Origin of the sequence: uncultured Anaerovibrio sp., from assembly GCA_902786545.1 — a bacterium.
GTDB lineage: Bacteria > Bacillota > Negativicutes > Selenomonadales > Selenomonadaceae > Anaerovibrio.
On sequence record CADACU010000028.1, the window covers coordinates 14,128 to 28,100 of the forward strand.

Below are 13,973 nucleotides of genomic sequence, written 5' to 3' on the forward strand. Positions count from 1 at the left end.
GACATATTGCTACATCCAGGGTAAAAGCTACCATTTATTTGAACATTTTCTTTACCTTATTGAAGAAGGTATCCTGCTCCGGATTAACCTTTTTGCCACTGATTTCGCCAAACTCCCTCAGCAGCTCCTTCTGTTTATCCGACAGCTTTTGCGGTGTAAGGACCTTTATCCGCACATGCTGGTCCCCAAAGGAGCCTTCCCGACGCAATACCGGTATACCCTTGCCCCGCAGTCGCATAATTGTGCCGGACTGAATACCAGGGGCAATCTTCATCTCCACCTTGCCATGGATAGTCGGAACCTCGATGGTATCCCCCAAAGCAGCCTGAACAAAGGAAATCGGCACTTCGCAAAGCACATCGGCTCCCTCACGGGAAAACAGCTCATGCCGTTTGATGAAGATATATACATACAAATCACCATTGGCACCGCCCCGAATACCAGCCTGACCACCACCAGCCACTCTGATGCGCTGACCTTCATCAATACCAGCCGGAATATTGACCTTAATCTTGCGGTTGACCTTCTTCTGGCCCTTGCCACCACAATCCTTGCATGGGGTCTTAACAATTTTGCCGGTACCATTGCACCGGTTACAGGTCGAAGTACTCATCATACGGCCCAACGGAGTATTGCGAACCGTCTGCACCTGTCCCGTACCGTGACACTGTGGGCATTCCTCCGGGGAAGTTCCCTTGGCCGCGCCGGTTCCCTTACAGGTTTCACAGTTCTCCGTCCGTGGAATATTAAGCTCCACTTCCTTGCCAAAAGCAGCTTCCTCAAAGGTAATTTCCAAATCATAGCGCAAATCAGCACCCTGTTCCGGACCTGGACGACGGGAACGGCGTCCGCCACCGCCAAAGAATGTTTCAAAAATATCATCAAAGCCACCGCCGCCAAAGCCGCCGAAGCCACCAAAACCACCAAAGCCACCGCCGGCACCACCGCCGCCCGGGCCTTCAAACGCAGCGTGACCAAACTGGTCATACTGAGCCTTTTTCTGTGGGTCTTTAAGAACATCGTAGGCCTCGTTGATCTCTTTCATCTTGGCCTCGGCCTCTTCTTTGTTATCCCGGTTCCGATCCGGATGATACTTGATAGCCATCTTGCGATATGCTTTTTTTATTTCAGCCTCTGATGCACCCTTTTGGATACCCAGGACTTCATAATAATCTCGCTTTTCGCTCATAAAATTCACCTTATCTCAAGTATGGGCTGCCACCTTTCTTCGGCAGCAGCCCATATTCTACATTACCTCAAACACTCAATACATACCATCAAGTATTATTTATCCTCTTTTACCTCAGTAAAATCAGCGTCAACTACATTATCATCATTAGCTGCCTTCTGAGCCCCGGCATCAGTCTGACCACCCTGGGCCTGCTGAGCCTGCTGGGCAGCCTGATATGCTGCTGCACTGATTTCGTACAGTGGCTGCTGAAGTTCCTCGGTGGCCTTCTTGATAGCGTCGTTATCCTCGCCCTTCAGCGCTTCCTTGACCTTTTCAATGCCGGCCTTAACCTTCTCAACCTGGGCAGCATCAGCCTTATCGCCCATTTCCTTAACAACCTTCTCTGCCTGGTATACCATGGAATCAGCATTGTTGCGGATTTCGATCTTTTCCTTCTGCTTCTTATCCTCAGCTGCGTGAGCCTCAGCTTCCTTAACCATACGGTCAATATCTTCCTTGCTCATGCCGCTGTCAGACTGAATGGTAATATTCTGGGACTTGCCGGTACCCAAATCCTTGGCAGATACATGCACGATACCGTTGGAGTCAATATCAAATTTAACTTCAATCTGAGGGATTCCCCGTGGTGCTGGTGGAATATCAGTAAGGTTGAACCGGCCCAAAGTCTTGTTGCCGGCTGCCATTTCACGCTCGCCCTGCAGAACATGAATCTCAACGGATGGCTGGTTATCAGCGGCAGTAGAGAACACCTGGCTCTTGGAAGTAGGGATAGTAGTGTTGCGCTCAATTATCTTGGTGCAGACCCCACCCAAGGTTTCGATACCCAGGGAAAGCGGAGTTACATCCAACAGTACAACGCCCTTCTCATCATAATCACCGGAGAGAACGCCGCCCTGAATAGCTGCACCAACAGATACACATTCATCTGGGTTAATGCCGCGATGTGGCTCCTTGCCCAAATACTTTCTTATAGCTTCCTGAACAGCTGGAATACGGGAAGAACCACCAACCAGCAAAATTTTATCAATATCACTGCCGGACAGGCCTGCATCTTCCATAGCCTTGCGGGTAGGAATCATAGTACGCTCTACCAAATCAGCAGTCAGTTCATCAAACTTGGCCCGGGTAAGGGTCAGATCCAAATGCTTAGGACCGGATGCATCAGCTGTGATAAATGGCAGGTTGATATTGGTGGACATCATGCTGGACAGCTCAATCTTAGCCTTTTCAGCGGCCTCGATTACTCGCTGGGCACTCATCTTATCAGCAGACAAATCAATGCCATTTTCTTTCTTGAATTCCTCAACAATCCAATTCATAACCGCCTGGTCAAAGTCATCGCCGCCCAGATGGGTATCACCATTGGTAGCCCGAACCTCAAACATACCACCATCAATATCCAGAATAGATACATCGAAGGTACCGCCGCCCAAGTCAAATACCAATACGGTGTGGGACTCATCCTTATCAATACCATAAGCCAATGCAGCTGCAGTAGGCTCATTGATGATACGGAGAACATCCAATCCGGCAATCTGACCGGCATCCTTGGTAGCCTGACGCTGGCTATCATTGAAGTAAGCCGGAACAGTTATTACCGCCTGAGAAACGGTCTCCCCCAAATAAGCCTCAGCATCAGCCTTCAGCTTCTGGAGAACCATTGCAGAAATCTCTGGTGGAGTATAGCTTTTACCATCTACAGTAACGGTGTAGTTCTTCTCACCCATGTGACGCTTAATGGAAGCGATTGTACGATCCGGGTTGGAAACAGCCTGGCGCTTGGCCAACTGACCTACCAGACGCTCACCGGTCTTAGTGAAACCAACAACAGATGGAGTGATGCGGCTGCCCTCAGGGTTGGTGATAACTGTAGGCTCGCCACCTTCCATAACGGATACAACGGAATTTGTAGTTCCCAAATCAATACCAATAATCTTAGACATAATTTATTTCCTCCTTAAAGTTACAAACAAATTTAATTAGATACAACCTGCACCATGGCCGGGCGAATAACCTTGCCCTTTACCATGTAGCCCTTTTGCAGCTCTGCCGCTATGGTGTCATCCTCCAGCTCCGGATTCTCCACCCGCATCACAGCCTGATGGAAATTCGGATCAAACTTGGCATCCTGAGTTACAATCGGTTCTAAGCCACGATTTTTCAGCACATCCATCATTTGGCCAAAAATCATTTCTACTCCCTGCTGGAAGGAAGCTACATCTTTAGCCTCAGCGCTAAGTGCCCGTTCGAAGTTATCAACCATTGGCAACAACTCTGTAATGAAGTTCTGCACCACCAGGGAAGACAACTCCTCTTTTTCCTGACGGGTCCGGCGACGGAAGTTTTCAAAGTCAGCCTGAAGGCGCTTGTATCTTTCCTCATCCTCGGCCACCTTTTCCTTCAGGACCTCCAGCTCATCCTTTTCCTCAGGCGCATCCTCTACAACCGCATCGGCTGGGTTATCTTCAATTTCATCAGAAGATTTCTCATGTTCATCAATCTCCCTCTGCATTTCCTCTAATCGTTCTTCATCCTTTTTTTTCAGCTTGTCTTTATCAAAAGGCATTCCAGTTTTTCACCTCTTTATTGTTCTACCAATTCAGCCGTTTTACGACTTCATTGAGATTTTGGTTCATATAATTTAACAGCGACATGGTCCGGCCATACTCCATTCTGGTTGGCCCAAGCACCGCCAGGGAACCCAGCAGCTCGCCATCCAGATGGTAAGTAGCAGTAATAATACTGCAATCCTTGATGCCGCTATACTCATTTTCCTGTCCAATAGAAACGGTCAAGCCGTCCCCCAAATGCGACCGGATAATATCCTTCATCAGCTGGTCTTCCTCCAGCATCAGCAGAATTTCCTTAACCTTGTTTACATCATGGAACTCCGGCTGTGCCATAAGCTCCGTGGTCCCCCCCAGATACAGCCTTTCCTTCCGGTCCGAAGTAAGGGCGTTGCTGATTAAATCAAGGGCGGAATTATAGAGGCCACTGTCACCAATGACGGCTTCAATCTGTTTCAGGCTCTTGGTGTGAATCTTTTCCAAAGTATGCCCAGCCAGATGTCCATTTGCTACCTTGGCCATCCGCTGGAAATCCTCAAAGGTTGACCCATCCGGCATTTCCATAATACGGTTTTCCACAAATCCGGCATCAGTCATCAGTACCGCTATAACCCGATGATCGTCCAGAGGCAAAAACTGCATACAGCGGAACGCCGCCTTGGAAATCTGGGGGGCCAGTACCAGGGACACATTCTTGGTCATTTTGGAAATCAACTTGGCCGTTTCCTGAAACACCTGATCAATGCGCTGAACCTTAGTCTTATACCATTTATCTATCACGGCCTTTTCCTGGTCAGTCATTGGCTGAACCGGCAAAAGCGAATCCACATACAGCCTGTATCCTTTGGATGAAGGAATCCGGCCAGAGGAAGTGTGGATATGCTCCAGATAGCCCAACATTTCCAAATCCGCCATCTCATTGCGGATAGTAGCAGGACTTACTCCCAAATCATACTTGCGGGCTAAAGTTCGTGAACCAACTGGTTCAGCTGACGCTATATAATCCTGAATGACGGCTTGCAGTATATGCTGCTTTCTCTCATCAATCATATTTTAGCCTCCTGTTGTTAGCACTCCACTTCACTGAGTGCTAACTTCTATACAAACTATACCACATAAAAACAAAAAGTCAATAAGTCAATATAAAATATTTGACTTTTATATATATAAATCTTCATAATTGGTCCGAAATATGGCAGGATTTTTTTATCCAACTGTCTAATAAGCAATACATGGACGCGGTTTCGCGGTAGTAGCAGAGGAAGTTCGCAAGCTGGCGCAAGAATCCAATGAAACAGTGCAGGAAACTCAAAAGAGCCAGCAGTTAGTTGCCAAGGAAGTAAGTGGAATGACCGATATATCAAAGCAGGTACGGGAAAAAGTACAGGTCATCAACGATGTTATTCAGCATATTTCCGAAACAACCCAGCAGGTTGCAACACAATGTCAGCAGGTTTCCAACGATGCCACATCAATTATAAATGAAGAGTAAACACTCCATTTAGACAGAATAAAACTCCCCATAGACATATTAAACGATGTCTATGGGGAGTTTTTAGATGATATGAAGCATCTACTCACCCGTTATAAATGCACCAAATACAATATTGCCATATTTCATACCTATTGTCGTTAAAGACAATGCTCCATCTTTTTCCTGCAAAAAGCCCTTGTCCAGCATTTCTTTTATGCCATCACCGAAAACCGCATAAATGTCCTTATTGAATGTTTCCCTAAATTTTTCCTTATCAATTCCCTTGGTCATCCGCAGCCCCAGAAAGCAAAATTCCTCCATATGGGCTTTTTCATCCACTTTTTCCTCGATATTTGATAAAATCTCCCCCCGCCTTACCATCGCCATATAGGCATCGATATTGGTGGGATTTTCATATCGATTCACCTGCCAATAGGCGTGGGCCCCTGCGCCAAACCCCAAATATGGTACATCCTGCCAGTATAGGCTGTTATGCTTGCTTTCATAGCCCGACAAAGCATAATTGGAAATCTCATACCGGTTATAGCCACCAGCCGGCAATGTCGCCGCAATATAGTCGTACATGTTTTCCACCAGCTCATCAGTGGGTAGCTGCAATTTACCCATAGCCTGCTGACGGGCAAAAACCGTCCCATCTTCCAGTTGCAAGCCATAAACGGATATATGCTGCACCTGCAAGGCTATAGCCTGTTCAATGGATTGCTTAAGCGTATCCATATTCTGTCCCGGCAGGCCATACATTAAATCCAGACTTATATTATAAAAGCCAAGGCTTTGGGCCAATTTAATACATTCTATTGCGTCCCCTGCCCGATGAATTCGCCCAATTTTCTTCAGGCAGTTATCATCAAAGCTTTGCACGCCGATACTAATCCGGTTCACCCCAGATGCCTTCATCAAACGCAGCTTGTCTTTTGTAAGGGTGCCAGGATTGGCCTCAATGGTAAATTCAGCCACCTGGTCAAAACGGATATGCTCATTTGCGGCCGAAAACAATCTGGCCAGCTGGGCCGTATCCAGCAAGCTGGGCGTACCGCCGCCGATATACACCGTATAAGGCGCCATTTTGCCGTCTTGACCGTATTTCAGGGCTGTCAATTCCATTTCCCGGGAAAGTTCCGCCAAATAACTATCAATAAGCCGCTCCCGTCCCGCAAAGGATGGAAAATCGCAATAGAAGCATTTCTGTTTGCAAAAAGGAATATGAATATATATGCCAAAATTAGATTCCATCACTTGCACCTCAAATTAAAAGTGGTTGTCGTAGGACAACCACCATTCCCAACTAGTATCCCCTTACTCTATATTGAGTATGGCCATAAATGCTTCCTGTGGTACCTCTACCCGGCCCACGGCCTTCATCCGCTTCTTGCCTTCCTTTTGCTTTTCCAGCAGCTTCCGCTTACGGGTAATATCGCCACCATAGCACTTGGCCAATACATCCTTTCGCATGGCTCTGACATTTTCCCGGGCAATAATCTTATTACCAATAGCTGCCTGAATTGGAATTTCAAACATCTGCTGTGGAATAATAGTCTTTAATTTGGCAGCCAGCGAACGCCCCCGGCTGGCCGCATTATCCACATGAACGATAGTTGACAGAGCATCCACCGGGTCACCATTCAGGAGAATATCCAGCTTCACCAGCTTGGCCGGCTGATAATCTGCCAATTCGTAATCCAGGGAGGCATAGCCCCTGGTAGAGGATTTCAGCTTATCAAAATAATCATATATTATTTCACTGAGTGGAATGTGATAAACAATCATTACCCGGTTTACATCCAGATAATCCATTCCCTTGAATTCCCCCCGTTTGTTCTGGGATATCTCCATTACTGCCCCAACAAAATCGTTTGGCACAATAACAGTCGCCTTTACAAATGGTTCCTCGATATGTTCAATGGTGGTCGGTGCCGGCAAATCAGATGGGTTGTCCACCTTCACCATTTCCCCATCGGTTTTATATACATGGTAAATAACGCTTGGGGCAGTGGTAATAAGCTTCAGATTATATTCCCTCTCCAATCGTTCCTGAATAACATCCATATGGAGCAATCCCAGAAAGCCACACCGATAACCAAAGCCCAAAGCCACTGAGGTTTCCGGCTCAAATACCAAGGCGGCATCGTTCAGCTGCAGCTTTTCCAGCGCATCCTTTAAATTATCGTAGTCTGCACTGTCCACTGGGTAAAGGCCACAATACACCATCGGCGTAACACCTCGATAACCAGGTAGTGGTTCCGCTGCGCCACCATTCGCCAATGTCACCGTATCGCCTACCCGGACATCCCGGACCTGCTTCAGCGAACCAGCCAAATAACCTACCGAACCTGGGCCCAGTTCATCCAGTTCCATGGTGGCCGGGCGGAAGCAACCTATTTCCGTCGCTTCAAACACCTTGCCGGTAGCCATCATCTTTAATCCCATACCCTTTTTCAGGACACCATCCATAATACGGATATGGGCAATGGCCCCTTTATAGGCATCAAAATATGAATCGAAAATCAAGGCAGTTAATGGCTTATCAGCCACACCAGCTGGCGCCGGAATCCGTTCAACAATAGCATCAAGGATTGCCTCAATGCCCTCACCGGTTTTGGCCGAAGCTAGAATAGCATCGGAAGCATCCAGTCCGATAACATCCTCAATTTCCTGCTTTACCCGTTCCGGATCGGCACTTGGCAAATCTATCTTATTTATAATAGGAATAATTTCCAGATCATGTTCAAGGGCCATATACACATTGGCCAGGGTCTGAGCCTCAACCCCTTGAGCTGCATCCACGATAAGCAGTGCTCCTTCGCAGGCAGCCAAGCTACGGGAAACCTCATAGGTAAAATCCACATGACCAGGAGTATCAATCAAATTGAGGCAATACATTTCCCCATCCTTGCCCCGATAGTCAATCCGTACGGTCTGGGCCTTGATGGTAATTCCCCGTTCCCGCTCCAAATCCATATTATCCAACACCTGATCTGCCATTTCCCGCTTGGACAGGGTGCCGGTATATTCAATCAGCCGGTCGGCAATAGTCGATTTACCGTGGTCAATATGGGCTATTATTGAAAAATTACGAATTTTCTTTGTATCCATAATCTCGTCCTTCCAAATATACATAATAAGACAAATTATTATACCACTCCATACCAGCAATAAGCAAGGGTTCTATTGTGGTGAGAATGAGGTGAACTAATTGCCAAATATTAAATCTTCTATCCAGAGCGTAAAGACTGACGCAAAGCGCCGTGCTAAGAACCTGGCTGAGAAGTCTCGTGTAAGAACTGCTTCCCGCAAGGTTTTGGATGCTGTTGAGGCTGGTAACGCTGAAGAAGCAAAGGCCCTCCTTGCACTTGCTTGTAAGACTATCGATCAGGCTGCTGCAAACCATGTTTATCACAAGAATGCTGCAAGCCGCAAGAAGTCCCGTTTAGCTCGCAAGGTTAACGCGATGGCATAATGTTTTGCACTGAAATAAAAGGGGATTTGGAAAAGTTTTGATTTTTCCAAGTCCCCTTTTTGGTATGTAAAAATATACGCAAGTGCTACGCCTAGTTCACCCCAGGAAAGGCATCCACATATTTTATTTTGATATCAGGAAAGCTTTCTACGAATTGTATAGTGAAATCCTCACCATACTCCACGAATTTCCACTCACCAATTTTATCAGGGAAGGCATCTACCACCTTCACCTTAAGATCCGGAAATGCCTCGACCACCTTCACCTTAACATCGCCAAAGTGTTCCACTACCCGCACCTTACCACACAGCTTAATCCCCTTGTAATACCCGTCCTGATTGATAGGAGTTGCCGCCACGGCCGGTATAGTCATGATCAACAGCAACAGAACAGCCATCCATGCAGCCGTCATCTTTTTCATTACCAACACCTCCAGATTTCCACATAAACAAACGACTATATCAGGCGTCTCCTCTGCAAAGGCCAATAATTATTGCTTCCACCTCGGCGGAGTCCAGCCGACCGGTTTTGGCCCCCAAATCCGCTTCTGCCAGCTGCAAAAATGCTTTTTTTAGCGTTGCATCTGAAAAGCTCTGACATTCCTTGGTAATTTTTTTGAGAATATAGGGATTGTTTACGCCGATAAACTGCCCCAACGCCTTATCCCGAAGGCCTTTTTGCAGCATAGTCCTGGCCTGCCAAAGCTGACGCACATAATAAATCAACGGACCAAGGATGCCCACAATATACACCCCTTTGTCCTGTTGTTTTTTGAACAAATACAGGGCTCTTTTTATATCATGCTGGCCAATGGCATCATTCATGGCAAAGCTATCAATTTCCGGAATATCCGAAAACATCTTCGCCATAATTTCCCTGGTTATCAGCTTCTGCTCCGGCCCCATAAACATGGCCAGCTTGTCCATTTCCTTGTCCAAAAATCCCAACGGGATTTTGTCCATTATTCCAACGACCCTGGCAAAGTAGGCGTGAGCCTCATTGTCCATATTTTTGTGTATTTCCTGAAGCTTTCCATGAAGCCAGTCATCAATATTGTACGATTTTACCGGCTCAGCTTCCATCACCTGCCCAAAACGGGCAAATTCCTTAAAAAGCTTTTTCCGCTTATCCGGTTTGCTTTTTAACTCAAAAATTACAATATTGAACTCCGGCATATTGGCAAACAAACTGTATAGCCGGTTTTCAGCGGATGACTTTTGGGGGGCTGGCTGTGGTTCATCACCATCCGCCGATTTTTTTTGCGCTTTGAAAAAATCCGCATCCCGAATAATGATGACATTTTTTTCCGAAAAAAAGGGTACGGTTTCTATTAGCGAAATCAGTTCGTTGATAGAGATATTGCCATCCACCAGCTGCACATCTTCATCCCGGACCCCGGCTGGAAAAACCGTCGCTAATATAGCCTTTTCCGCCCGTTCTATATAATAGCCTTCCTCCCCGGCCAACAAATACAGCTGGCTCGTCTGGCCCTTTTTCAGTTTTGTTCTAAATTCTCCGTAATTCATACCATCACCTATGATAATAATACACTACTTTCTGTCCTAAATGCAAAAGCAGAATCCTCCTTTATCATTATCAATGGTCACCAGCAGTTTCCATCCTCATACGCTTCCCATCGGTCCGAAAAACCACTGCCCCGTCCCGATCAGTTCGGTATATATATTGGCTGGTATATTGCTTAAGTCTTTTCTCTATTTCCTTATGGGGATGGCCAAAGCTATTACCATAGCCCACACTGATTACACACCAGCTGGGGTTGACCATTTGCAAAAAGGCTTCGCTACTGGATGTATTGCTGCCATGATGCCCCACCTTTAAAACCGTACTGTGCAGGTCTTTCCCCTGCTGCACCAATCGTTGCTCATGCTCGGCAGTCAAATCACCGGTAAACAAAAAGCTATGCATACCGTAAGAAATTTTAATAACATTGGAAAACTCATTTCCCGTCATCCCGCCCGCCAAATTGCCGTTTATCGGAGCGTATAATATCTGGATTTTCACGCCGTCCACGGTCATTTCCGTATCTTCCTGAAGGGGCGCACATACAACCAGCTGGCTCCCCCCAAAGGCCTTCTGGTATTCAGCCAAGCCCTCATGGCCAATCAGTACTGTCCCCACCGGAATTTTCCCCAAAATCCCACCTACGCCCTTGGCATGATCATCGTGGGCGTGGGTCAGCATAATAAAATCCAGTTTCCGCACACCATAATGCAGCAAATAAGGTACATCCACCCTGGCGCCAATATCATAACTCCCCTTACGGGTACCTCCGGTATCAATCATAAAAGCCCGTCCATTAGGTGTAATAATCAATGCCGCATCCCCCTGCCCTACATCCATCCCCCTGCCCTACATCAATAAAGTGTACTTGCAGTTCCTTTGGCTGTATCCAACACACCACGCAGCTAACGATAATTATAATTATAGCTGCCAATCCTATTATATACTGCTCCCGGCCTCTGGCCAGTTTTATTGCCTGCCTGGTTTTATTCCAAATATACTCCTTATTATCTGCCGGCAAGGAATAAAGCCCCAATACAGCGTAATAAATAATCCACATCGGGTAGTTCAGGGCCGGCACATAAATCTGACTGCCCGGCAATCGGGCAATCCACCGGGAAAGCTCATATGAAAGGCCCAATAGCAAGCTGGCGCTCATATAAATCAGCTTGCCGACCACTGGCAACAACCCAACAATGATTCCCGCCAGCAGACTGATGACAATAATAAACTCCACCAGCGGGGCTACAAGAATATTGGCTAACAAGGAGCTAAGGGATACGACATTAAAATACCAGGCAATAAAGGGCAGCACTGCCAGTTGGGCCCCCATGGTCACTGCCAGACTCCCGGATATAAACCGGGGCAGTCTTTGACTAAAAAGCCCCTGTAGCCTTGGTGAGAGATACAAAAGCCCGGCAGTAGCCCCAAAGGACAACTGGAAACTGATGTCATACAGGGACAAGGGCCAAAGCAACAATATTCCCCCAGCTGTTAGACTCAATATATGCTGAGCATCCCGTTCCCGTCCCAAAGTCAGGGCCACTAAAGTCAATATTCCCATGATAGCTGCCCGCACAACAGGAATGACCAGTCCCGCCAACAGACTGTACAACATTATAATTATAGTAGCAACCAAGGCAGTCATACGCCCCGACCAGCCCAACACCTTTCCCAGAACCTGAGCTACCCCGGCCATTAGGGTTATATGGGACCCGGAAACGGACAAAATATGGATAAGTCCCGTAACAGTAAAGGCCTCCAACAATTCTGGCCTGATGCCACCATACCCGCCAAAGAGCATGGCAAAAATAGCTGCACTATCCGTTTTGGGCATTACTGCATCCATACTGGTTTTATACAGATGGCGTATATTCCCGGCCAATCTGCCCCAAAAATGCTTCTCCTGGCCCGTTAATTCAATACTGTATTTGCTGGCAGACAGCTGACCATGAATATTACGGGCATAATTAGCCATCACCACATCCATGCGCCCAGGATTTTGGTAATCATGAAGCTTCATCAGCTTGCCACTGACTTTTATCTTATCCCCAATCCGACCATACTGTTCAAAGCCAAAGTCTCCCTCTGGTAATAAGCCCCGCTTCATATCAAAGGAGTTATCCCGTCCGTACACTATGATATTATTCTGACAATGCTGTTGATTTGCTCCCTGGATTATCACTATATTTCCTACAATATATTTTATATGCAGCGCCCCTGTAGCATCCTGTCTGACCACTGGTTCTTCCTGCAAATCCCCTATCAGGGTAATGTCCTGCTCTGCCCATTTTTCAATGTCATTTTCACTAATATATAAACAAGCAGAAGTCCGTAACCAGCCCAGCATTACGACCAGTAGTATCAACATTATGCCTGTATAGTTGCTACTATGGTATAGCAACAGCAGCGTGCTGATAAATAATCCGATGAATGCCCCCCAAGCTATACCATATAATTCCGTTGATATCCCCCAATGTCTCCCCAGGAAAATACCAGTTGCCAATGCCACCAATAAGATATTGATAAATGTCTTGGGATATTGTCCTTCCCGCGTTTTCATAAGGTTATCCTTGGGGCCATTTTTTCAAACTTGGCCTTGCCTATCCCCTTGATTTTCATTAAATCCTCCAGTTCTGTGAAGGGGCCGTTTTGGGTTCTGTAATCAATTATTCGCTGAGCGGTGGCCTTGCCCACCCCGGGAATTTTTGTCAATTCATCCACACCGGCCTGATTGATGTTCACCTTATCCCCGGCGCTCACCGGGCTGTCCGTCGGTTTATTTCCCGTTCCCTGACCTTTATCCGGCACAGTTATCTGCATACCATCCTTGATGGGCTGGGCCATATTGATTTTCTCCGTATCAGCGTTGGGCAACACCCCACCACAGCTATTTACCGCATCGGATACCCGACTGGCAGGGCTTAGCAGTACTACCCCCGGGTTTTTCACCGCTCCACAAACATATACAGCAAAATTGTCCGCTGGCACCGAGTCGGTTACCTGGGCCGTAGCCGTTTCCATTGGTTCATTATCATCCTCAGCCAGACTGTAATAAGTCCCCATCGCTGCCCCCAAAACAATAACCAGCAATATCAGCATGGATTTTTTAAATACAGGCATATATCCACCTTCTTTCACGGCTATTATATAATATTTTTAAGAAAATTTGTATTTTAATTTAATATATTTAATAAAATACAACATTATTCATAAATTTATTTAATATATGCATACTTTTAACTTGACTTTCCACCCTATTGCTGTAGAATGATATATGTTAATTAGAAACAATCTGCTATTAGTTCTACAGATTGAGGAATGAGTTATTATGAATATTAACCTGAAAGATAATATAGTAGTTCTGCTGCGGGGGGTACCCGGCAGCGGCAAAAGTACCTGGCTCAAGGAACATCAGCTGGAGGATTATTCCATAGCCACTGACCGGCTGCGCCTGTTGCTGTCCAACCCGGTCAAAACACCCCAGGGATATTATGAAATAAATCAGCAGGTGTCAGACAAAGCCTGGCAGCTGGCCTATGAGCTGTTGGAAAGCCGCATGGACCATGGTGGGGTGACATTTTTTGATGCCACCTTTATGAATGAATATCTGATAAATTATGTTAAAGGACTGACAGAAAAACATCACTATAAGCTGCTGGTAATTGACTTCAATTCCGTTGGTTTGGATGAAGCAAAACGACGCAACAGGCTACGCCAGGGCACCATCCGCTATGTACC

At 46.5% G+C, this 13,973-nt stretch carries 14 protein-coding genes; 3 read left to right on the top strand and 11 right to left on the bottom strand.

The window, feature by feature from the left end:
* Positions 1 to 34 precede the first annotated feature (34 nt).
* From dnaJ to hrcA, 4 genes are all read right to left on the bottom strand, one after another.
* A complete protein-coding gene (dnaJ, locus tag QZV24_RS06760) occupies positions 35 to 1,189 on the bottom strand; it encodes a molecular chaperone DnaJ (protein WP_294521940.1) in 1,155 nt (384 codons plus the stop codon).
* Positions 1,190 to 1,284: 95 nt separating this feature from the next.
* A complete protein-coding gene (gene dnaK, locus QZV24_RS06765) occupies positions 1,285 to 3,135 on the bottom strand; it encodes a molecular chaperone DnaK (RefSeq protein ID WP_294521944.1) in 1,851 nt (616 codons plus the stop codon).
* 32 nt (positions 3,136 to 3,167) lie between these two features.
* A complete protein-coding gene (gene grpE, locus QZV24_RS06770; protein WP_294521946.1) occupies positions 3,168 to 3,758 on the bottom strand; it encodes a nucleotide exchange factor GrpE in 591 nt (196 codons plus the stop codon).
* Positions 3,759 to 3,783: 25 nt separating this feature from the next.
* Positions 3,784 to 4,809, bottom strand: a complete 1,026-nt coding sequence (gene hrcA / locus QZV24_RS06775; RefSeq protein WP_294521949.1) for a heat-inducible transcriptional repressor HrcA — start codon at positions 4,807 to 4,809, stop codon at positions 3,784 to 3,786.
* A gap of 178 nt (positions 4,810 to 4,987) precedes the next feature.
* Between hrcA and QZV24_RS06780 the strand changes: the two genes are divergently transcribed.
* On the top strand, positions 4,988 to 5,251 hold the full coding sequence (locus tag QZV24_RS06780; protein ID WP_294521980.1) for a methyl-accepting chemotaxis protein: 264 nt from the start codon (positions 4,988 to 4,990) through the stop codon (positions 5,249 to 5,251).
* An 81-nt stretch (positions 5,252 to 5,332) separates the two neighbouring features.
* Here QZV24_RS06780 and hemW read toward each other — a convergent pair whose 3' ends face one another.
* A complete protein-coding gene (gene hemW, locus QZV24_RS06785) occupies positions 5,333 to 6,487 on the bottom strand; it encodes a radical SAM family heme chaperone HemW (RefSeq protein ID WP_294521952.1) in 1,155 nt (384 codons plus the stop codon).
* 63 nt (positions 6,488 to 6,550) lie between these two features.
* The gene (gene lepA / locus QZV24_RS06790; protein ID WP_294521955.1) at positions 6,551 to 8,347 is read right to left on the bottom strand and encodes a translation elongation factor 4; all 1,797 of its coding nucleotides are present in this window, start codon (positions 8,345 to 8,347) and stop codon (positions 6,551 to 6,553) included.
* 100 nt (positions 8,348 to 8,447) lie between these two features.
* Between lepA and rpsT the strand changes: the two genes are divergently transcribed.
* Positions 8,448 to 8,711 (top strand): 30S ribosomal protein S20, encoded by a 264-nt coding sequence (rpsT, locus tag QZV24_RS06795; RefSeq protein ID WP_290654957.1) that lies wholly within the window; start codon positions 8,448 to 8,450, stop codon positions 8,709 to 8,711.
* A gap of 91 nt (positions 8,712 to 8,802) precedes the next feature.
* Here rpsT and QZV24_RS06800 read toward each other — a convergent pair whose 3' ends face one another.
* The 5 genes from QZV24_RS06800 to QZV24_RS06820 all read right to left on the bottom strand — a co-directional run bounded on the left by QZV24_RS06800 (position 8,803) and on the right by QZV24_RS06820 (position 13,355).
* The gene (locus QZV24_RS06800; protein WP_290654956.1) at positions 8,803 to 9,132 is read right to left on the bottom strand and encodes a hypothetical protein; all 330 of its coding nucleotides are present in this window, start codon (positions 9,130 to 9,132) and stop codon (positions 8,803 to 8,805) included.
* Between the two features lie 40 nt (positions 9,133 to 9,172).
* On the bottom strand, positions 9,173 to 10,237 hold the full coding sequence (holA, locus tag QZV24_RS06805) for a DNA polymerase III subunit delta (RefSeq protein ID WP_294521960.1): 1,065 nt from the start codon (positions 10,235 to 10,237) through the stop codon (positions 9,173 to 9,175).
* A gap of 70 nt (positions 10,238 to 10,307) precedes the next feature.
* On the bottom strand, positions 10,308 to 11,072 hold the full coding sequence (locus QZV24_RS06810) for a ComEC/Rec2 family competence protein (RefSeq protein WP_294521963.1): 765 nt from the start codon (positions 11,070 to 11,072) through the stop codon (positions 10,308 to 10,310).
* Positions 11,029 to 12,795 carry a ComEC/Rec2 family competence protein gene (locus QZV24_RS06815; protein WP_294521967.1) on the bottom strand — a complete coding sequence of 589 codons (1,767 nt, stop codon included), beginning with the start codon at positions 12,793 to 12,795 and terminating at the stop codon, positions 11,029 to 11,031. The genes QZV24_RS06810 and QZV24_RS06815 overlap by 44 nt, the downstream gene beginning before the upstream one ends.
* Entirely contained in the window at positions 12,792 to 13,355 is a 564-nt protein-coding gene (locus QZV24_RS06820) for a helix-hairpin-helix domain-containing protein (protein WP_294521972.1), read from the bottom strand. Before QZV24_RS06820 ends, QZV24_RS06815 begins: the two co-directional genes overlap by 4 nt.
* A 208-nt stretch (positions 13,356 to 13,563) precedes the next feature.
* Here QZV24_RS06820 and QZV24_RS06825 point away from each other — a divergent pair.
* Positions 13,564 to 13,973: AAA family ATPase (locus QZV24_RS06825; protein WP_294521976.1), on the top strand; the 410-nt coding region annotated here is incomplete at its 3' end.